The organism is Streptomyces shinuiensis (genome assembly GCF_043660855.1).
Lineage (GTDB): Bacteria > Actinomycetota > Actinomycetes > Streptomycetales > Streptomycetaceae > Streptomyces.
On sequence record NZ_JBIHML010000001.1, the window covers coordinates 2,686,847 to 2,706,735 of the forward strand.

The window sequence follows — 19,889 nt, forward strand, 5'->3', positions numbered from 1 at the left end:
CCACCGGAGTGGCCGGCCGATCAACGACCGAGCGGCCGGGCAGACAGCGCCCGGCCGCTCAGCGTGTGATCCGGTCTACCGGCGAACCTGGATCAGCGCGTGGGTGCCGCTGGTGCGCCAGCCCGCACCAGCCCCTTCGAGGGCATCCAGCGTCTTCCGCTCCAGCCCCACGACGACGTCGGACTTCAGGGTGCGCAGCGCCGCGACCGCACCGGGGAAGTACGCCGTCAGGTCGGCGAACGGCGTCGTGGCGTCCCACATCCGGTCGCCCACGAGCCGGCGGTAGTTGAGGTCGCCCTTCAAGATGGTCAGCGTGACGGCCGCGAACTCCTCCCGCAGGTCCACCGGCATCTGCGCGTACGGCAGCGGCGCGCAGAAGAACGGGTGGGTGCGCACTTCCAGGCGTCCTGCCGCCATGGCCTCCCACAGCCGCCCGCCGATCCTGCCGGCCTCACCGGGCGCCTGGCCGAGGCGGCGGAGGCAGTCGACGACGTCCGCCGTCATCGCGTCGGAGACGTAGTACGGGTAGGGCTTGACGTGGAGCACGACCCGCCCGGCGTGCCGGTGCACCAGGAGGTGGTCGACGAGGACCAGGTCCGGGACCAGTTCCCGCCCGGCGTTGTCCGCCACCACGGCGACCGTGGAACCGGCTCCGGCGGGCAGGAGCCGCCAGAGCACGGCGCTGTCGTCAGCCACCAGCCCACCGGTGACGTCACCGGGGGCCGGCTCCCCCTGCGTGACGCGGAAGCCGAGGTCGGCGCGGTTGCCCCAGAGCGAGGCGTGGAGCAGAGCCGTGGCCCGCTCATCGGCCGGCGCGTCGGCGAGCGCGTCCAGGGCCCGCAGTTCCTCGTCCACCGCCGCCCCGCGCAGTTCGGCCTGCTTGAAGGGGGCGAAGGGATCGACTCCCCGCCACGGTCCCCCACCGAAGTACTCGACGGCGCCCAGCAGCCTGCGGTAGAAGTAGCTCTCCGCCCACAGGAACGGGGCGTCGAACCACGACCGCCCGAAGTGTTCCCGCCCCCAGGCCGACCACTGCCCCCGGTCGTGCTCCGAAGGGGCGAGAGGTTCGATGACACCGCCGGTGATCTCCTCCAGCAGGGCATCGAGGGCCTCGTGCTGCCGGCGGCCGTACGGGAAGGCGTCCCGCACCTGCTGGATCAGCGCCGGATGCCGCTCGGCCAGAACCCCCCAGGCGAACGAGCCCGGCTCGTTGCTCAAAATAACCGGGGCGCCCGGTCCTGGTCCGGTAGCGGGGCGGGAGCCGCGATCGTCCTCCTCGCCCCAGATACGTGAGGTTTTCTCCGCCACAGCGCTCGAGCCTTTCGGGTATCGCTCATTCGGGCCACCGTCTCCCGTGGTCGGCCCCGAGAAGTCCCTCCGTCACACGGCTCGGCCACGCATCCCCGCCTTGTCAGGGAAGGAAGCGCCCTCACAGGTGGCCTCCTCCTCTATGGCGCAGGCGATCGCCGACCACGGGGCACGCAACGTACTGAAGAGCGACCAGTAGCCGCACATGTCCCTGACCACGGCCCCCACACCAAGGCGCACAGCGTCTCGGTCGATGGCACCTATGACTCGCCGGGTGATTCCGCCCGCCCCACGGGCGGCTGGGGTGATCCCGTGCCCGAGGAGGAGAGTGGCCGTACGGATGGCGTCCAGCGTGGTCGGCGGCGCAGCCCCGGCGAAGCCTCCGTAGATCAGTTGGTGCCAGCGCTCCTGGGTGCGAGCCCATGCCAGGCGTTCCAGCCCGCTGCCGAGGTCTACGGCCATGCGCTCTGGGTGTTCGGTGTTCCACAGGAGGACGATGTCGCCAAGGGTGTGGTCCAGATGCCGGAAGCGTAGCGTGATGCCCTCGACCTGTCGTCGGCGCCACGGGGACAGCTTGCCGACGATGCTCAGGTGCCGGGCATGGAAGCCGAGTCGGGACAGGACCGTCAGCCAGCCGTCGAGAATGGTTCCGTACTCGTCCAGGCTGCTTACACGTTGGACCCGGGAGACATTGACGAAGGAGGTCAGAAAGCCGTCCTCCAAGTGGCCGGCGGCGTCGCGCCGGCCAGTGAAGCGAACGACCGGCTGAGGAAGGAACCCGTCTCGGTACGTGCGGAGTTGGCCGTCCTTGAGGAGTGGGTCGAGTGCCTGGACCGCGGAGATGGCCAGTTCGGTCTCCCGGCCCCAGCGGAGGGGGAGACAGGCATCGCGTGCGGCACCGCATCGCGCGAAGCCGACCTCCAGAGAGTCGAGCAGTTCCCTCCACGAGGGCGTTCTACGCGGTGGCCTGTAAGGGGTACCGCGGTTCGGATGGCGGACCTCGATGTGGCGGCCGTCGGCCGTGAACTCCCAACGCGGGCCTAACGCGGCACGCAGCGCGCCAGGTATCCGCTGGGCCAAGTCGTCCCCGGCTGTGCGGCTCGCCCGGGTCAGCACGGCCGTGCCGCCATCGCCTGGAAGTGGCGTGCCGGGTCGAAGCGCCGCATCCCGACCTCCTGGACCCGGCGATGGTCGAGGCCCTCCGCCTGCTGGATCACGTCGGCGAGCCTCCGAGCCGCCGTCTCGTCGTCCTCCCGCGGGTCGACGACGGTGACCGCGCCTGTCTCGTCGCACAGGGCGGCTTGGGCGCACGTCCCATCCCGCCAGGTCAGAGCGGCCATGGGGGTGCCGGCGCGGAGGGATTCACCGAAGACGGCGGCGCCCGCTTCCACGTACGGGCGGGCGTACGTGTAGACGAAGACGGATGCCGCGGCGATCGCCGCGGTTTTGGCGGGGCCACCGAGTTCTCCGACCCACTTCACGTGGTCGGCAGTGAGGAGTCGATCGTGGCGGTGGACGTACTCCTTGTCGAAGACGGGGCCGACGATCTGGATCCGGCGACCGAGGATCTGCGCCGCCCGCACCGCGATGTGCGGGGCCTTGTCCTCGTCGATCCGACCGAGCCAGACGAGGTCGGTACCGGCGGTGGCCGGAGGTTCCTCCTCACGCAGGCCGAGGTGAACGGCGAGTTCGGGGATCGGCCGGTGGTCGGCGTAGCGCTCGGTCATCTCGGGCGAGTAGCAGTAGAGCCGCGACCGCCGGCCGTCGAAGGCAGTGGGGGTGTGCCGGAAGACGGGCGAGTGCTGGAACGTGGCCACGTCGCAGTCCAGTCGGCTCCAGGTGCGGGTCCAGGCGGGAAGCGACGGGTACTCGTGACCCACGACCAGGAGGTCGTACCCCGCGCCGCGCAGCTCGCGTTCGGCGAGCGATCCAGGAGTGATGTCCTCCAGGCGGACCGGCTTGCGGACCCAGTCGCGTTCCAGATCCGTGAGCCAGCCCGGCCCGAGGAGGTGTACGTCGGCGCCTGCGGCGCGGGCACCTACGGCGACCGCCCACAGCCATCGTTCGATCCCGCCGTATCCGGCGGGTGGAAAAGTGTAGCTACCAGGGAAGTCGCAGACGCCGACGAGCACTATGCCTCCGGTGTTCCGTCCGCCGAGATCCGGCGGAAGCCGAGGTACGGGACGAGGGATTCGGGCAGGAGGATGGAGCCGTCCTGCTGCTGGCACTGCTCAAGGAGAGCGGCCAGGGTGCGGCCGATGGGAAGACCGGAGCCGTTGAGGGTGGCGACGAGTTTGGGCTTGCCGTCCTCGCCGCGAGTCCGGATGTTCGCCCGGCGGGCCTGGAAGGTGCCGAAGTCGGAGACCGAGGAGATCTCGCGGTACGTGTTCTGGCTCGGGATCCAGACCTCGATGTCGTAGGTGAGCTGGGCGGAGAAGCCCGTGTCGCCGGCGGCCAGCTTGACGATGCGGTAGGCCAGCCCGAGTTCCTTCAGGCACGCCTCGGCGTGTCCGATCATCTTCTCCAGCTCGGCGCCGGCGTCCGCCGGGTCGACGATGCGGACGATCTCGACCTTGCTGAACTGGTGCTGGCGGATCAGGCCGCGGGTGTCGCGGCCGTAGGAACCCGCCTCGGACCGGAAGCACGGGGTGTGCGCGGTGAATGCGAGCGGCAGCTCTGCCGGGGGGATGATCTCGTCGGCGTAGAGGTTGGTCAGCGGGACCTCGGCCGTCGGGATGAGGAACAGCTCGCGGTCGGCGACTCCGGTCTTGAACAGGTCTTCCTCGAACTTCGGAAGCTGGCCGGTGCCGGTCATGGTCTTGCGGGTGACCAGGTAGGGGACTGCGTACTCGACGTAGCCGTGCCGACGGGTGTGGAGGTCGAGGAAGAGCGCGGCGAGGGTGCGCTCCAGGGCGGCACCAGCACCGCGGGAGACCGCGAAGCGCGGGCCGGACAGCTTCGTCGCCCTACCGAAGTCGAGGATGCCGGTGGCCTCGCCGAGGTCGACGTGGTCCTTCGGCTTGAACGGGAAAGCCGGGGGCGTACCGACGCGCCGGACCTCCACGGCGAACTCCTCGGAGTCGCCGTCGGGGGCCGAGTCGTCCGGCAGGTTCGGGATGCTCAGGAGCAGCTCGCGGAGCTGGGTCTCCGCCTGCTCCTGGTCGGCCTCGATCTCGCGGATCCGGTCCTTCAGCTCGCGGGCGCGCTCCTTGAGCTTGGTGATGTCGCCGCCCTGCTTGGCCGTCTGCTGGACCTCGCTCGCCACTCGCTTGGACTCTGCCCGCAGTTCGTCGGCCGAGCGGATGCTCTGGTTGCGCCGAGAGTGGAGGGACTCCAGCTCGGACAGGTCCAGGGTGTAGCCGCGACGAGCGAGCCGACGAACCGCTTCGGCACCCATGTCGATCAGGGCACGGGCATCATGCATGAGGAAGATCCTTCTGATGCTGCGAGTGGGATGGAGATGCGGAATCGACGGTAGCAACCGCTGAGCCGCTCCCGTTCCGGAACGCTCTCCCACCATCGGTGTCGTCGGCACGGCGATCAGCGTCGGCTTCGAGATCGTTCATCAGCGTCCCGATGTACTCCGGCAGCTCCTCATCCGGGATGGCGACGGGCTCGACGTACGGGGCCTCGGGGAAGAACAGGGGCATGGTCCGGCCCGGAGTCCGTACGCGGTGCCACAGGAGTACGGAGATCAGCAGGCCGTGGGCCACGAGGACGCGAGGGCCGGGGTGGTCCAGAGCCGCGAGAACTCCCGTGAGCATCCTGTGGATGCCCTCGTTCTGCGACTCGCTGCTTCCGGGTGGTCGCCCGTCGGCGCCGTGCCCGTCGAGCCAGGCGGCGTATTCGAGGAACGGCTTTCCCTCGAATATCCCGTAGTCGAGTTCGTTCAGTCGCGGATCGGTGATCAGTTCCGGCCCGGGAACACCCATCAACAGGCTCGCGGACTGCTGTGCACGAGGGAATTCGCTGGCCACCCACGTTCTCACGCTGTGCAGGGGCAGGCTTTTCCAGCCCTTGGCCAGCGCCCGTCGGCCGTCCTCGCTCAGGTGGATGGGTCTGGCCGGGTCACCGTTGACGACGTAGCGCCGGCTGTGGTCGGTCGGTCCGTGGCGGAGGACATAAGTCGTCATGATCGGTTCCCTGGGTTCGGCGCCGACAGCCGCGCGAGGACATCGGCCATCCGTGGTGAGCGTGGATCAGCGGTTTCGAGGTAGTAGAGGAGACCGTCGAGGGCCAGGGTTCGGCACCACGGCGCCAGGACGGGGACGGGGATACGGGAGATTCGGGCGGCCGTGGCCAGGCGGGCGTCGGTGCCGCGCCCGAGGTCGTAGTACACGGTCCAGAAGGCCCAGTCGAAGGCTGCGTCTCCCACCATCGGAAGCGGATCGATCAGGCGAGGGTGTCCCAGCCGGTCGAAGAGCACGTTCTCGCGGTAGAGATCCGCGTGCAGCACCGTCGTGCGGCTGTCGTCCTCTCCCAAGGTCATGAGTTCGGGAAGGACCATGTCGACGAGGTCCTGCCACGGACCGGGGTCGGTGGTCTCCAGTCTGCGCCGTACCCGCGGGCGTACCTCCTGGTTCAGGTGGCTGTCCAGGGTGGGGAGACCGCACGGTCGGCGACGGCGGCGGCCGGAGATGTGCAGACCGTGGAGGGCGGCGGCCACCGTCTGCAGCTCCCGTGCCGGCCGCTCGCCCCCACCGGGACGGCCCCCGATCATCTCCAGAGCCGCCACGGCCAGGTCGTCGGCTGCCTCGACGACGCCGACCGTGGGACCGGCTGCCCAAAGGCGCAGGGCGTTGACCTCGTTGCGGAACCGGGCGGGGTCGGCCCACGCTTTGAGGAGCAGCGGACGCCCGCCGGGGGTGTCGGCCATGGCGATCACGGAGGCGTGCCCGGCGTCGTGGTACGCGCCGAGCGCGAGTTTCCAGCGCTCCGCCGCCTGGTCCAGTAGGGCGGGCACCGCGTCGAGCCACTCGGAGGCTTTGGCGCCGTAGTGGATGATCAGGCGCCGCCGGCACTCCGGGGAGACCTCTCCAAGCGTCCGCTCCACCATCAGCTCAGCACGATCCCCTCGGAGACCAGCTCGTCGGTGAGGGCGGGGAACTCGTCCAGCGCCTCCTCCACCAGCGCCTGCACCTTGTCCACCTCGGCGCCCGGGGACGAGATGCGGACGAGGACGCGCCACGGCTGGTCGAGGCGCTGACCGGTGGCGCTCACCAGATGGACCTCGGCGTACTCCCCGGTCGCCTCGTGCAGCCGCTCGGCGAGCCTTCGCGCGGCGATGTTGTAGAGCTTTCCCACGTGGTACACGGGGTTCTTCCCGTTGGCGCCTTCCAGGTTCATCGGTCGCAGCGGTGTGATGAGCCCGTTGACCCGGTTGCCGCGACCGACGACACCTTCGTCGCCGGACTCGATCGAACTGCCGGTGTAGGTGAGGTACAGCTCGTCCTTCTCCGGGACGTCGCGCGCGTTGAGCCGGAACCGTGCCTTCGCGCCCGCGAGCCGGAGGGCGGCGAGTCTCTGGCACTCGGCGAGCACGCCCTCCGCGTTCCGGAGGTACTCGGTCCGGTTGGCGACGAACCACGACTTCTGCGGAACGCAGAGCACGACATCGGCCTGCTCTCCGTCCCAATAGCCCATGAGCTTGACGTCCGAGCCGCACCAGGCATGGGTGCGGGTGAACCCGCTGTCCCCGGAGAAGTGGTCCACCAGCTCTCGGACGAACGACTCGAAGGTGTTCTCCGGAGCCCAGCCGGTTCCCAGCGAGGTGTCGTTGGACAGCCGCACCCGCCGCTCCCGCAGATCCTCGATCGACCGCGGAGCGAACCAGCGCGTCCGGTCGGGTACCTCGTCGCCCGTGAGGACGGCGCCCGGGCTCGAGTTGCCGGTGATGTTGAAGGTGATGTCGAGATGGTCCGAGACCTCGGGGAGCCGCTCGGCGAAGAACGCCCGGACCTCGGCTTCCACGATCTCCTCGACGGGGATCCGCTCCCCGCCGCACATGGGTGCGGCACGACCGTTGACGAGCACCCTGACGGGGGCGGTCATCCGGCCGGCGCCGTATCGGACCTCGCTCGCGCCGCCGAGGAGGGCGAGCTTGTCGAAGTTGTGGTGCAGCACGGCACCGAAGCGCGCGACGGTGTGGCGACTGTAAGCGCGGGACAACCGCTCGGCGAGGTGGTCGGCCAGGGTGTCCGGGTGACCGAGGCCCTTCCGTTCGACGATGGTCGTCGCGTCCGGTCTGGCCATGGCAGTGTCGATGACGAGACTGGTGTCGCCGACGGTCGTGCTCGTACGGGGCATCGCGAACTCCCTTTTCAGGTGGGCAGAAGGTGGATGAGCGCAGGCGCCGACACGCCTGGACACGCAGTGAGCGAGGACTCAGCGCGGGACGCCGGCGATGCGCAGGGCCGAGACAGCACGAACCAGCGACGTGTAGGCGGCTGGAGCGTGGACCTGGGCAGTAAGGCGTTGAACGTCTCGGGCCGTGACGAGGCCGATGTCCTCGGGGCGGCGGCGATCGAGCCAGAGCAGTACGCGCCAGGCCAGTACAGGCCCGCTGAACGGCAGCCGGGTGATGAGACCGATCGGGACACGGTCGGGTTTCACGCCCGCGTACAGCAGGTCACGCACGAGGTGGAACGCCGCGTCGGCGTAGTCCGCCACGGCGGGCCCGCGAGCACTCGCCTCCCAGTCGAGGATGCTCAACCGGTGGCCGTCGACCAGGAGGTGTTCGGGCTTGAGATCACCATGGAGGTGGACGACGGGATGCGATCCAAGCGGTTGGAGGGCCTCGGCCATTGCTGCCCACCACGGTCGCAGTCGGCAGCGCGGAGACAACTGGTCGAGTAGGAAGTGGTGTTGCAGTGCGAGGTGTCCTCGTTCGCCGGTCCAGCCGGAACCAGGTGTGAGACCGGGTGAGCATCGGTGAAGGCGGCGCGTCAGGCCAAGGATGTGGTCGATGTACTCCTCGACCGCCCGACCCGTACGCACCCCGCACGGCACGCCCGGCAGCATGCGGAGCACCGACCAGGATCCAGCGTCGCACCTGCCTGTGGCCAAGACTTCCGGAACCGACAGACCCCAGCGGGCCGCACGCCGGACCGTCTCCGCCTCACGCTGCCGTCGGCCCTCGGGATCAATCCCCACGTAGACCTTCAGCAGCGAACCGCTGTCCACTGCCCGCTGCGTCCTGGAGTACGGCTTGACGGTGGCAGGGCCGAACGGGCCGTATAGGCGATCGGCCTGCCACAGCGTCATGCCGTGGCCGAGTGCAGGCGGCCTGCTGCCGGTGAGGGCGTTCCGACCACTGGACGGGTGCGAAGGCGTCGGCGCACTCACAGTCTCAATCCCGACAGCAGGTCTGCGGCCGACGTGGTGACGTCCTTCACGAACGGGCCGATGTTATGGGTGTCGGCCAGGTAGAGGCCGAAAACCCCACACACCGCGGCGTGCCCTGCCTTGAACCCACCTCCGCGGCACGAGATGACGATCACTATGCCGAGAATCAGCAGGACAGCAACATCAGCAGTTACCACAGAGCCCCCTCCGATCTCGTACGGATACTGGAGACCGAGGCGGCTTGCGATGACCGCGTCGGTGTGACCATGACAGCGGTCCGGCGGCGTGCGGAGTATCACGAGCTGTTGCCGAAGCCGCTCATCATCGGCTCATGGCGGACTGACATGACTTTTCAACATCGGCTTTCACACGCGCTCATGAGAGGCTGACCTAGGCTCCGGACCATGACCGGCGATGGGCAGGCGGTAAGCGCGGTGGGGAAGAGTCGCCCGGGCTGGCGCCCGGACAAGTTGAGACAGCAGCGAGAAGCCCACGGCCTGACCCTCGAAGGCGCGGGTGAGCGGCTGCGCGAGGTCGCTCGGGCCGCAGGGCTCGCGGTGCCGGCCGCCAACTTCCAGACGCTGTGGCAGCACGAGCAGGGCGAGGTCTATCCCGGACCGCACTACCGCCGCGCGTACTGCTTGCTCTACCGCGCGACCGAACCCGAGCTGGGCTTCCGCAACGCCCTGCCCGACGAGGCCAGGAAGCTCAGGTTCACCGCGTCGGACGAACCGCGCAACGGAGCCCACGTGCTCGCTGTGGAGCGCGCGCTGCTCCAGCTCTCACCCGGTACGGAGGACACCGACGGGCAGGGCGTACAGCAGCGCGTCCTCGACGCCTGGAAGCGACGCCACACCGGCGGCGACCCGAACAAGCCGACACTGATGATGGTCGGGGGCTACGCGGGCAGCGGGAAATCGGAGTTCGCCCGCTTCATATCCCAGATCACCGGCTGGCCCGTTCTCGACAAGGACCCGATCACCCGCCCTCTCGTCGAGCGCCTCCTGGTGGAGATGGGCAGCGACCCGCATGACCGGCACACCGACCTCTACCGGGAGAAGGTCCGCCCGCTGGAGTACCAGTGCCTACTGGAGACCGCGTACGCGAACATCGACTGCGCGATCAGCACCGTTGTCACCGCGCCGTTCATCGCCGAGGCCACCGATCCTCGGTGGATGCGGCGCCTGATCAACCGCTGCGAAGCGCGTGGCGTCACCGTCGCCGTTGTCTGGATCCAGTGCGACCTCGACACGATGCACGAGTACATCAGCTTCCGTTCCGCCGCCCGGGACAGTTGGAAGCTCCAGAACTGGGACACATATGCCGCCGGGCTCGATCCCGAACTGCGCCCGGCTGTGCCGCACTTGATCGTCGACAACCGGCTTGGAGCCGCGATATCGCTCACCGACCAGGTGCGCCAGGTCTTCGGGGCGGTGTTCCGGTGAGGCAGGGCATTCTGCTGTACGGACCGCCGGCGGCAGGCAAGGACACGGTCACGGCGGCACTCACCGAACTCGACGCGCGGTACGTGCCGTTCACCCGGCTGAAGATCGGCAGCGGGAAGACCAGGGGCTACCGGATGGGCACGCCGGAGCAACTGACCGACCTGGAGGCACGGGGTGATGTCATCTACCGCAACGATCGGTACGGCAACATCTACGTCGTCGACCGGCCCGGCCTCGACCAAGCCATGGAGGGCGGCAGGACCCCCGTCGTCCACCTGGGTCAGATGGTGGGTATGGAGCGGGTGACCGCCCTCTTCCCGGCGCACTGGGTGCGCGTTCTGCTGTGGTGCTCCAAGGAGACCACCGCCCGGCGCTCATCGCAGCGGGGCGACACCGACACGGCTGCTCGACTGGCCGCGTGGGACGCCACTCGGACCGATCTCGCGGCTCATCCGCGGGCTCGGTGGGACCTGCGCGTGGACACGGATACGACGGCCCCCCGCGAAGCCGTACAGAGGATCGACGGCGTCGTCCGCACCACGTCACCTTTCTCCTGACCGCCGGGACGAATCAACGGATACAAACTGCTCAACCCTGGTCGTCCAGGTCACGCTCCCCGCGCAGGGCCTCCAGTGCCTCGGCGATGCCCAGTCGCTCATCTCTGTGGCCTTCCCACCGGGCGAGTGTCTCGGCAGCGGCGTGCATGAGGGAGTCCGGCAGCCCGGCGTCGGCCAGCAGAACCGCCGCGTCCTCGATCTCCGGGCCCCAACGCCAGGCGCGAGCAGCGGTCTTGGGAATGTAGTCGGTCTCCACGAGGTAGCTGCGGGTGCGCTTGGCCGCGATCATCATCAGCTCGTCCGCGACACCGTACGCTTCGGCCGCTCCGTACGCCACGGCGGCCAGTACGCGGGAGACCTTCTGGTAGCTGGAGTACGCGAGCTTGAGCGCGGAGGCTTTGCCGATGCCGTCACCCAGGGCGTGGGGCCGCACATCGGTTCCCGCGAAGAGCTCGGCGACCCGCTCGACCTGCTTACCGGGGCCAGCCAGATAGAGCGTCGGAGTCTTGCCGCCCATCGGAGGCGATCCGACCACCGCGGCGTCGATGACCGGCATCGGGGCCAGACGGTCGGCGATGCACCGCACACGCGACGGCGCGACGGCGTTCGCCTCGACATAGATCGTTCCCGCGCCGACCATGCCGAGCTCGGCCACCTGAGCGGCAACCTCCTCCGCAGCAGCCGGCGGGCACAGGGAGAGCAGCACCTCGGAACGGGAGACAAGCTCGGGCAGTGCCACGGCTTCGAGGCCCGCGCGCTCGGCCCGGCGGCGGGTCGCGTCGCTTCGTCCGTCGGGGCACCACAGTACGGTGTGACCGCGAGCGCACAACTGGGCGCCGAAGGCGGATCCCATACTGCCGGGATGCAGCAGCCCGACGGTGTCCTTCATACCGTGCTCCTCTCATGATCGGCGGCGTGCAGAAGCAGGAGGTCGATGGCAGCGCGTACGTGCGACACCGTGTGGTTGGGCCCGGGGCCGTCCAGCGGCCAGACGCGGCCGCCACTGACCCAGATGGTGCGCAGCCCCGCGGAGCGTCCGCCGCCGATGTCGTTGACGGGGTTGTCGCCGACCATCCAGCCGCCCTCGCCCAGCACGGCGCCGCAGCGGGCCGCGGCCAGGGCGAAGTGCCGGCGCTGGGGTTTACGCGCTTCGGCCTCCTCGGAGACGAAGGCGCCGTCCACGCGCTCGAAGATGCCGGCGGCCCGCAGCTTGGCGCGTTGGATATCCGCCGCACCGTTGGTGGCCACCCCCACTCGCCAGCCGGCCTCGCGCAGCTCGCCCAAACCGTCGAGGACCTCGGCCGGGCAGGTGACCAAGGCCGAGATGTCGGTGCAGTAGGCACGCCACAACTCCGCAGCCGATATGGGCAGCCGGTAACGGATGCGAATGGCCTCAAAGGTGGACGGGTAGGCTCGCTCGGTCACCATGTCCAGGACATACGCCCGCTCCTCGTCCCCCAGACCGTGTCTGGCGGTGAACTGAGCGGCCCAGTCGCCGAGCGTTCCCCGCCGGTCCACGAGGGTGTTGTCGAGGTCGAAGAGAACCAGAGGGCGCTGCACATCCCGCACCCTAATGCGCGAGGAGCAGAGCCCTGGGGCGAACGACCATCGCAGCTCGCGTGGCCAGGTCCAGGACTGCTCGAAGTCGAGGGACAAGACCCACATCCACGAGGTGCTCGACGCACTGCCGCCCGAGTCGGACAAGCAGCGCACCGTCGTCCTCGGCGACCTCGCCGCGGTCGAGGCCGCCGACGGAAGGCCGCGGGAGGCGTGCGGATACGCCATCCAGGCCCTCGACCAGTTGGCGGTCACCTGGTACGCGACCGGCATGGACCGCGTCCGCGAGGTCCGCCGCACGCTCGCCCCCTGGCAGAACGAGCAGTGCGTGCGGGACCTCGACGACCGCCTCTACGACTGGGGTACGACGGTCAGCGCGCTTCAGCGTTGAACTTGGCGATCTTCTCCGGCAGCTCCCCGAGCGAGTCGATGCGCATCGTCGTGATCGCGTCCGCGTCCGGATCGCGCTGCTGGATCGTGCCCCAGGGGCCACGCCGGATCAGGGCCGTCAGCAGGCCCGCCTGCACGGCCGGGCGGATGTCGTTGTCGAGCCGGTCACCGACGTACAGGATCTCGCCCGGTGCGGCGGGCGTGGCCTCGATGACGTGCTCGAAGAACTTCACGTCCGGCTTGGAGGCACCCCAGTCGTCACTGGTGGCGATCATGTCGGCCGGAAGGTCCAGTCCCCGCAGCAGGCCGCCGGCCCTGACGGTCTGGTTCCCCGCGATGCCCACCCACAGTCCGGCCTCGCGCAGAGCCGCCAGCGTGGGGCGGACGTCCGGGTACAGATCGCCTTCACCGAACCACTCCGGCTGCCCGGCAGCCGCGCGCTTCTCCCGCTCCTCGGTCAGGTCGAAACCGGGCCGGAACTCCTGGAACGTCTCCCGGTAGTCCCTCCCCTGCGCGATGACCGCCCCGAACATCGCCGCGAAGGTGTGCCGCGGCACCCCCAGCCAGTCAGCCCACGTCCCGTACTCCCGGGTCTCGTCAACAAGGCACTCGCCGACATCGAACACCACCGCACGAATCATGCACCGCAGGGTAGACAGTTGAGCGCGGCGGCGAAGCAGCCCTTTCGGACTGTGATCGGGCCGGGCGTGATCCTTTCGGCAGGCATGGTGCTTGTGTCCGGAGTCGCCATCGGTGTGGGGGCATCGCACAGCCGTCGGCGCTCCGCAGACCAAGGCTGGACCACTGCCAGGCGACCCCACAAGTCAGGGGACGCTGGGTGGAGCCGAGTGACCCCACCGGGGAGCAGAAGGACCCGGCTCGGATCCGCAGGAGGGGCCGACTCCCGCACGCGGCATGCCGGCGGTCGGCCCGGCCCCGGTCTCGGGAGGCCATACGGGATCGGGCCGGGGCCCTCCGGCGGCGGAATGCTGTCCGCCGTCCTACTGTCGCATCACCAGGCTCCAGTGCAGCTGCTCTAGGTGGAACACGCACGCCCGGCACGCTCGGATCTCGACGTCGATGCCGCGCGCGCTGATCGTGCCGATCGGTGCGACCTCCGTGCCGGTGCGGTCGCAGCGGAAGCACGTCCCGGCCGCCCACGCGAACCACTCCCACAGCGCGAGCGGCTTCACGGCCGCTCCCCGGTCTCGACGGGACGCAGGTCGTCGATGCGTGGCGTCCACTCCCGGCCACCGCCCACCGGGCGCAGCCACGCCCGGGTGGGCGTCGCTGAGGCGGGGTAGGGCCAGTCCTGCACCTCGCCCCTCCGCCCGGTGCGGGTGTCCAGGACGAGGGCCCCGGTGGTCAGCCAGTCGGGCAGCGGAGCGGGATCGGACGCACCGGCTCCCGCGCTGCGTCGGCCGGTGGTCGGCGTGGTGGGCACCTGGTGGTGCGTGCCGCTGTTCGTCATCGGACCTCCAGCGATCCTCGGCCGTAGGTGGTGGCCCGTCCCGCGCGTGGGAGAGGGACGGGCCACCTGGACCGCCCGGCGGCGAGGGGAGTCGTACGGCATCGCCCCGGACGGTGCTCTGAAGTGGCGCATCGCGGGTTCTCCGGATGCCGCCATCGACCCGAGGCGCTCGGCTGAGGGATGGCGTCACATCGCCTCCTCGCCCGGAGTTCCTTGGGCTGCGCGGTGAGGCTGCACAAGATCCGAGTCCCTGGCCGCCTCGCACGACGGCAAGTAAGCCCTGACGGGGGCCGTTTCGCAGTGGACAGGGTTAACGGACGCCCTCGTTAACCGTTAACTCCCCACACGCGAAGCGGTCTTGCCATCATCATGCGGTGACCGGACAACCACGGGCTGCGAGGGTGCGATGAAGGCCAGGACGAAGCTGCAGGAAGCCAGACACGCACGTGGATGGACTCAGGCGGACCTGATCGACGCGCTCACGGCCGCGGCGGAGCGGCTCGGGGTGGCGTCGCCGACACGTGCCAGTCTGAAGACTCTGGTCTCGATGTACGAGAACGGACGGCGATCGGTCAGGCGTGATCACCGGCCGCTGTTCCGCGAGGCGTACCAGGCGACCGACGCCGAGCTCGGCTTCCCCTCCCACGTGGAGGAGACAGAGCCACGAGACCCATCGTCCGCGCCTTCGCCGCGGAGCAAGCTGCCCGCCCCGGTCAGCACGGAGATGCTCGGCTACCTGGCGTCCGTCCTTCGGCAGCACGCCCAAGCCGAACCGCTGGTGGGCCCTCGGTTCCTGGTCGCGCCGGTGCAGAGCCAGATGCCCCTGATAGAGCAGATGTGCCAGGAGTCCCACGGTCTGCTGCGCGCGGACGTGCTGCGGGTCGGCACTCGGTACGCCGAGTTCCTTGGATGGCTGTACCAGGACACCGGCCGCACGGACGAAGCCGTGCGCTGGACCAGGACGGCGATGGACTACGCACAGGAACTGGGCGATCCGATGCTCATCGCGTACATCCTCCAGCGGCGCGGCAACATCGCCACCGAGGCCGGCCACGCCGGGCACGGTGCAGGTCTCGCCACCGCCGCACTACGACATGCCACCAGTCTCTCCCCCCGCGTGCATGCGGTTGTCCTACGGCAGCTCGCCAACAGCAAGGCACGCCTCGGAGAGCGGAGCGAGACCGCTCGCGCCATCGAACACGCCATGGCGGCAACCGACGAGGGAGACGATTCCGACCCCCTGGCCGGATACTGCTCACCGGCGTACATCGAGATGGAAGGAGCCGACTGCGCCCTACACCTCGACCGGCCGGACGAGGCCGTGCCGACCTTCCACAAGAGCCTGAGCCACTGGCCCGCCGTCCAGGAGCGGGACCGAGGACTGTGCCTCGCCCGTCTCGCCACAGCGAACGCCGCCCTGGAGGACGTGGAAGGCGCCTACGAGGCGGCACGGCAAGCCCTGGACATAGCGGAGCGGACGGGATCGGCACGCATCCGAGCCGAGCTGTCGCGCCTGCGGCAGCGCCTTGCGCCATGGCGGAAGCTGGTGGAGATTTCAGAACTGAACGCGGCGCTGGACAGGATGGACGGCGCCGACCTCTAGCGAGCCGGAGGAGTCCTGTGAACCTGCTGCCGACAGCCACGAGCACCGACGTCCAGGAGCAGCGGCCCCGGGTCGCCGTGCTCCCGGTCGGCTCCTTCGAGCAGCACGGGCCCCACCTCCCCCTGATCACCGACACCGCCATCGCGGCCATCTACGGGCGGTGCATCGCGGACGCCTACCCGGTCCACCTGCTGCCGCCCATCACGATGGCGTGCAGCCACGAGCACGGCTCCTGGCCAGGCACGGTCAGCATCAGCGCCAGGACCCTCTACGCGGTGATCGACGACATCAGAGCCTCCCTGGGCCGATCCGGCATCCGGAAGCTGGTCATCGTCAACGGCCACGGAGGCAACTACGTCCTGTCGAACATCGTCCAGGAGGCGAACGTCGACGGGCCGCGCATGAGCCTCTTCCCCCTGAGCAGCGACGTGGACCGCGCCCGCAGCGACGCAGGTCTCGTCTCGGACAAGCACGGCGACATGCACGCGGGGGAGTACGAGACCTCCATCCTGCTGCACGCCGCCCCCGAGCTGGTGCGCCCCGGCTACGAGAAGGCCGACCACGACGGCGGCGAACGCCGCTTCCTGCTCACCCTGGGCATGACCGAGTACACCGCATCGGGCGTCATCGGCTATCCCTCTCACGCCACGGCCGAGAAGGGCGGAGCCCTCCTCGGCAGCCTCACAAAGAGCTTCGCCGACCACCTCGCCGCCCTGGGTGAACACTGACCGGGCGATGAACCCATCACCTCACAGGCACGAGGTGCGGCTGTACGACACCACGCTCTACACGTCGATGTTCCGCTACGACGACCACCTGCTGGTCAACCCGCACATCTGGGGACAGCCGGCCAGCGCCAACCCTCTTCTCCACCTCAGGAGAGTCGACGCCTCCGGGTGGTTCGACAACTACGCTCAGAGCTTCGACGCCGTCTGGGCCGGTGCCCGGCCCTGGACGCCAGACCAGGAGGGGATGACCGCCCATGGGCAGGACTGAGTACTACCACGACCCCGACGCCCCCAAGGCGAACACCCTCATCCCCGCCAGCAACCTGCTCGTCGTGGACGCGGACGGCGCCATCCTGCTCCAGCGCCGCCGCGACACCGGCCAGTGGGCCCTGCCCGGCGGCGCCCAGGACATCGGCGAGACGGCCGCGCAGTGCGCGGTGCGCGAATGCCTGAAGGAGACCGGCATCGTCGCCGAGATCACCGGCTTCCTCGGCGTCTACACCAACCCGCACCACATCGTCGCCTACACCGACGGCGAGATCCGCCAGCAGTACGAGACCACCTACATCGGCCGCCCCATCGGCGGCGAACCCACGATCAACAACGAGGCCGACGGCGTCCATTTCGTCCAGCCGGCCGACCTCGACCGGTACGACATCCACCCCAGCATGCACCAGCAGATCGGCGACTACCTCGCCGGCACCTACCCCCACCTGGACTGAGCTTCCCCCATGGCCCTTTCGGGCATGGGAGGTGCCCCCAGCACATCCTCCACCCGCCCCACCGCGGCGAAGATCTCCGGCGCCGCCCGGCGGATGAACCACAACGAAGGCAAGAACAGTCACTCACCTGCGGGGTGGCTGCCACTCCACCTGACTGACTATGCGGTCGGCCAAGTCGATGAAGTTCGTGATCGACGGCGCTTCCACGGTCAACAGCCGTCCGTGGCTACTGCCGTCGTCAAAACCGCATCCGGTGTCGCGAACCAATGGTGTCAGCCAGTGGATAGTCGGGCGCTCCGCTGCGAAGTAGACAACTGGCCGCGGGGACCATGAGTGATCGGACAGATGGCTCCGGCAGCTTGCTGCAGTGAAGCAGCCAATGGATGTAAGGGCATATGAGAGGCTCGCCACGCCGAGTTCAAGAGAACCGAGAAGTGGCTCGGCGACATAGCCGTCCCCGACGAGTTCAGCTATCTCACTCTCAGGATGCTCGGCTACAAAGCCTGCTGGCAGGCAGTCCGGGTCGTTTGACTCCAACGCGCTGGCGATCGCTTCGAAGTCAGCATGGGTCAGCGCGGCAAGGTCGACCAGGCTGGCGAGGTGTCGTTCCTCCTTGACCATAGCGACAGCTTCTTCGTGGCTGACATCGCCAATGTCCCAGACGCCCCGAAAGAAGCCGTACCCCTCCTCATCGATCTCGTCCTCGGGGGGCAGACCGAGCGCCACGTTGGCGGGAAATGAGGGGTCAACCTCTATGTCCACGACCGGGATCACAGACGGCTCCTAGTAGTTGCCAGTGGCATGGAACCCCACCGTACCCTCGCTTCCGTCTGGTTCACATGGCTCTGGTTCCTCGCCCTGGGTCCTGCGGCACGGCGACGCCAGTTTCTTGGCAGGCTACTCATCAACACAGAGACAGCCCTCGAGGTACGAGCTACACCACGGCCTGATCCTGCTCCGGCGCTTCCGAGTGATGATGGCCGAGACGAGGGGCAGGAGCAGACCCGTCTGGCGTCTCGGGACATCCGTATCGATCACTCGGAACTGTGGCGCAACGTCTTGGTGCGGGCTTCGGACTCACGGAAGTGCCGTTCCTTCACTCCACTACCATTGGCTACGGGCGGGGAGCCCCGCATGACCGGCGGCCTGGCAGGCGAGTGTTCAAGTTGCGGTCTCTGTCCGCCCGGTGCCTCTGGCTCTCCAGGGACAGCTGCGCACCGACTGAGGGGCCGGGGGAAGCGGGACTGGGGACCACTATGACGTACGACATCGCAGCTCCCGAACCTGCCGGGATGGTGGCCTCGCTGAGTTCGCTGGGTTACTCGTTGCCTGCAGCGATTGCGGATCTTGTCGACAACAGCGTCTCCGCGAAGGCACAGAACATCGGCGTCGAGTTCGCCTGGGCGGGTAGCGACTCGTGGATCGCGGTCGTGGACGACGGTGATGGCATGAGCGGGGACGAGCTCGTCACTGCCATGACCGTGGCGGCTCGAGGACCGACGACGCCGCGTTCGTCGACTGATCTGGGGCGGTTCGGAGTCGGTCTCAAGTCCGCGTCGTTCTCGCAGTCGAGACAGCTCACCGTCGCGACGGCCGACGACGGTCAGTGGCACACCCGTACGTGGGACCTTGACGTGGTCGAGAAGTACGGCGAGTGGCGGTTGCTCCACGGGTCCGACGACGATACCGTCGCCATTCTCCAGAGGATCCGACCTTCCGGCGACCATGGCACGGTGGTGCTGTGGCGTCGACTCAACGGCTATCACACGGCCGACGTTACCGAGGACGACGAGCGTACCCAGAAGCAGTTCTACGCCGAGGCAACGCGTACCGAAGCTCATCTCGGAATGGTCTTCGCGCGATTCCTCACGGGAACCCGGCGACGTGGCCTGAGGGTGTCCGGAACCGCGGTAGAGCCCTGGGACCCTTTCATGAGCGCCCATCCCTCCGTTCAGCGGCTTCCTGTAGAGGAACTTCCTCTGGGCAACGGCTTCGTGAAGGTCGAGGCGTTCATTCTCCCGAGCGCTCACCGCCTGCCTCCTGACGAGTTCAGTCGTGCGGCAGGGCCGCAGGGATGGCTCGACCAGCAGGGCTTCTACGTGTACCGACGCAACCGTCTGATTCTTGCTGGTGACTGGTTGGGGCAGCGCGGAATGCGTCGCGAGGAGAAGTACAACCTCGCCCGCATCTCCATCGACATCCCGGCCGAGTCGGACGCCGAGTGGGGAGTCGACGTACGGAAGTCCAGCGTCGTCCCACCTGTCGGCTTGCGGCCCCACCTTCACCGCATCGCACGTCAGGCCCGCGATAAGGCCGCGGAGGTACTGCGGCACCGCGGCCAGGTCGCGGCGCGTGCACACGGCGATCCTCTGGTGTACGTGTGGAACGTGCGTCGTACGGACGGCCGGCTCGCCTGCCGGATCAACCGCAGCCATCCGCTGGTCCAGGCCGCGCTGAGACCAGGAAGCGCAAATCCCAATGACGTGCGTGCTCTGGTCCGTCTCCTTGAAGAGACCGTGCCAGTCGCCACTCTCCGTGTGATGCACGAGACCGACACCAGTGACGACCCCGATCCGTTCGGCGGCGCGGGCCCCGCCGACGAGACGGCGACCGAGGTTGCGCAGCGCATCTATGAGTCCCTTGTCTCCGGCGGCCGTTCACCTGCCGCAGCGCGCGAGCGGCTGCGCACGATGTCGCCCTTCGACCAGCTGCAGGGGTTCTGGAGTACCTGAGCCCGTTGTTGGTGGTCACCCCTACCCTGCTC

Annotated in this window: 21 protein-coding genes and 2 pseudogenes; 8 read left to right on the top strand and 15 right to left on the bottom strand. The window is 68.7% G+C overall.

Features of this window, described 5'->3' with window-relative positions; genetic code table 11:
- Positions 1-75: 75 nt before the first annotated feature.
- The 9 genes from ACGRHY_RS12035 to ACGRHY_RS12075 all read right to left on the bottom strand — a co-directional run bounded on the left by ACGRHY_RS12035 (position 76) and on the right by ACGRHY_RS12075 (position 8,951).
- On the bottom strand, positions 76-1,308 hold the full coding sequence (locus ACGRHY_RS12035; RefSeq protein ID WP_394635344.1) for a damage-control phosphatase ARMT1 family protein: 1,233 nt from the start codon (positions 1,306-1,308) through the stop codon (positions 76-78).
- Positions 1,309-1,380: 72 nt separating this feature from the next.
- Positions 1,381-2,424, bottom strand: a complete 1,044-nt coding sequence (locus tag ACGRHY_RS12040; RefSeq protein WP_394635345.1) for a hypothetical protein — start codon at positions 2,422-2,424, stop codon at positions 1,381-1,383.
- On the bottom strand, positions 2,418-3,440 hold the full coding sequence (locus ACGRHY_RS12045; RefSeq protein WP_394635346.1) for a glycosyltransferase: 1,023 nt from the start codon (positions 3,438-3,440) through the stop codon (positions 2,418-2,420). Before ACGRHY_RS12045 ends, ACGRHY_RS12040 begins: the two co-directional genes overlap by 7 nt.
- Positions 3,440-4,732 (bottom strand): serine--tRNA ligase, encoded by a 1,293-nt coding sequence (gene serS, locus ACGRHY_RS12050; protein ID WP_394635347.1) that lies wholly within the window; start codon positions 4,730-4,732, stop codon positions 3,440-3,442. Before serS ends, ACGRHY_RS12045 begins: the two co-directional genes overlap by 1 nt.
- Entirely contained in the window at positions 4,725-5,441 is a 717-nt protein-coding gene (locus ACGRHY_RS12055) for a histidine phosphatase family protein (protein WP_394635348.1), read from the bottom strand. The genes serS and ACGRHY_RS12055 overlap by 8 nt, the downstream gene beginning before the upstream one ends.
- The gene (locus ACGRHY_RS12060; protein ID WP_394635349.1) at positions 5,438-6,364 is read right to left on the bottom strand and encodes a phosphotransferase; all 927 of its coding nucleotides are present in this window, start codon (positions 6,362-6,364) and stop codon (positions 5,438-5,440) included. The genes ACGRHY_RS12055 and ACGRHY_RS12060 overlap by 4 nt, the downstream gene beginning before the upstream one ends.
- The gene (locus tag ACGRHY_RS12065) at positions 6,364-7,614 is read right to left on the bottom strand and encodes a methionine adenosyltransferase (protein ID WP_394635350.1); all 1,251 of its coding nucleotides are present in this window, start codon (positions 7,612-7,614) and stop codon (positions 6,364-6,366) included. Before ACGRHY_RS12065 ends, ACGRHY_RS12060 begins: the two co-directional genes overlap by 1 nt.
- Positions 7,615-7,692: 78 nt before the next feature.
- A complete protein-coding gene (locus ACGRHY_RS12070; protein WP_394635351.1) occupies positions 7,693-8,571 on the bottom strand; it encodes a phosphotransferase family protein in 879 nt (292 codons plus the stop codon).
- Positions 8,572-8,648: 77 nt separating this feature from the next.
- Complete coding sequence (locus tag ACGRHY_RS12075; protein WP_394635352.1) at positions 8,649-8,951, bottom strand: hypothetical protein; 303 nt, start codon at positions 8,949-8,951, stop codon at positions 8,649-8,651.
- 105 nt (positions 8,952-9,056) lie between these two features.
- Between ACGRHY_RS12075 and ACGRHY_RS12080 the strand changes: the two genes are divergently transcribed.
- Positions 9,057-10,097, top strand: coding sequence for an AAA family ATPase (locus ACGRHY_RS12080; RefSeq protein WP_394635353.1), 1,041 nt, complete (start codon positions 9,057-9,059; stop codon positions 10,095-10,097).
- Positions 10,094-10,654, top strand: a complete 561-nt coding sequence (locus tag ACGRHY_RS12085; protein WP_394635354.1) for a phosphotransferase-like protein — start codon at positions 10,094-10,096, stop codon at positions 10,652-10,654. The genes ACGRHY_RS12080 and ACGRHY_RS12085 overlap by 4 nt, the downstream gene beginning before the upstream one ends.
- Positions 10,655-10,685: 31 nt before the next feature.
- On the opposite strand, the gene ACGRHY_RS12090 is transcribed toward ACGRHY_RS12085, so the two are convergent.
- Positions 10,686-11,543 carry an NAD(P)-dependent oxidoreductase gene (locus ACGRHY_RS12090; RefSeq protein ID WP_394635355.1) on the bottom strand — a complete coding sequence of 286 codons (858 nt, stop codon included), beginning with the start codon at positions 11,541-11,543 and terminating at the stop codon, positions 10,686-10,688.
- Entirely contained in the window at positions 11,540-12,214 is a 675-nt protein-coding gene (locus ACGRHY_RS12095; RefSeq protein ID WP_394635356.1) for an HAD family hydrolase, read from the bottom strand. The genes ACGRHY_RS12090 and ACGRHY_RS12095 overlap by 4 nt, the downstream gene beginning before the upstream one ends.
- Before the next feature lie 109 nt (positions 12,215-12,323).
- Here ACGRHY_RS12095 and ACGRHY_RS12100 point away from each other — a divergent pair.
- A pseudogene (locus tag ACGRHY_RS12100) lies at positions 12,324-12,602 on the top strand (transcriptional regulator); the annotation flags it as partial.
- On the opposite strand, the gene ACGRHY_RS12105 reads toward ACGRHY_RS12100, so the two are convergent.
- The 3 genes from ACGRHY_RS12105 to ACGRHY_RS12115 form a co-directional block, all read right to left on the bottom strand.
- Positions 12,583-13,242, bottom strand: coding sequence for an HAD family hydrolase (locus ACGRHY_RS12105; protein ID WP_394635357.1), 660 nt, complete (start codon positions 13,240-13,242; stop codon positions 12,583-12,585). The pseudogene ACGRHY_RS12100 and the gene ACGRHY_RS12105 sit on opposite strands and share 20 nt — an antisense overlap.
- 360 nt (positions 13,243-13,602) lie before the next feature.
- A complete protein-coding gene (locus tag ACGRHY_RS12110; protein ID WP_394635358.1) occupies positions 13,603-13,794 on the bottom strand; it encodes a hypothetical protein in 192 nt (63 codons plus the stop codon).
- Positions 13,791-14,072, bottom strand: coding sequence for a hypothetical protein (locus ACGRHY_RS12115; protein ID WP_394635359.1), 282 nt, complete (start codon positions 14,070-14,072; stop codon positions 13,791-13,793). The genes ACGRHY_RS12110 and ACGRHY_RS12115 overlap by 4 nt, the downstream gene beginning before the upstream one ends.
- A 406-nt stretch (positions 14,073-14,478) precedes the next feature.
- Between ACGRHY_RS12115 and ACGRHY_RS12120 the strand changes: the two genes are divergently transcribed.
- The 4 genes and pseudogenes from ACGRHY_RS12120 to ACGRHY_RS12135 all read left to right on the top strand — a co-directional run bounded on the left by ACGRHY_RS12120 (position 14,479) and on the right by ACGRHY_RS12135 (position 17,125).
- Positions 14,479-15,675 (top strand): NsdA family TPR-like regulatory protein, encoded by a 1,197-nt coding sequence (locus tag ACGRHY_RS12120; RefSeq protein WP_394635360.1) that lies wholly within the window; start codon positions 14,479-14,481, stop codon positions 15,673-15,675.
- Positions 15,676-15,692: 17 nt separating this feature from the next.
- Entirely contained in the window at positions 15,693-16,403 is a 711-nt protein-coding gene (locus ACGRHY_RS12125) for a creatininase family protein (RefSeq protein WP_394635361.1), read from the top strand.
- Between the two features lie 31 nt (positions 16,404-16,434).
- Positions 16,435-16,671 (top strand): annotated as a pseudogene (locus tag ACGRHY_RS12130) (XRE family transcriptional regulator); the annotation flags it as partial.
- Positions 16,658-17,125: an NUDIX hydrolase gene (locus ACGRHY_RS12135; RefSeq protein ID WP_394635362.1), complete on the top strand. Its 468-nt coding sequence runs from the start codon at positions 16,658-16,660 to the stop codon at positions 17,123-17,125. The pseudogene ACGRHY_RS12130 and the gene ACGRHY_RS12135, both read left to right, overlap by 14 nt.
- A gap of 123 nt (positions 17,126-17,248) precedes the next feature.
- Here the strand turns inward: ACGRHY_RS12135 and ACGRHY_RS12140 are convergent, their stop codons facing one another.
- Positions 17,249-17,899, bottom strand: a complete 651-nt coding sequence (locus tag ACGRHY_RS12140; RefSeq protein ID WP_394635363.1) for a hypothetical protein — start codon at positions 17,897-17,899, stop codon at positions 17,249-17,251.
- Between the two features lie 482 nt (positions 17,900-18,381).
- On the opposite strand from ACGRHY_RS12140, the gene ACGRHY_RS12145 reads away from it, so the two are divergent.
- Positions 18,382-19,857: an ATP-binding protein gene (locus ACGRHY_RS12145; protein WP_394635364.1), complete on the top strand. Its 1,476-nt coding sequence runs from the start codon at positions 18,382-18,384 to the stop codon at positions 19,855-19,857.
- Positions 19,858-19,889: the final 32 nt, after the last annotated feature.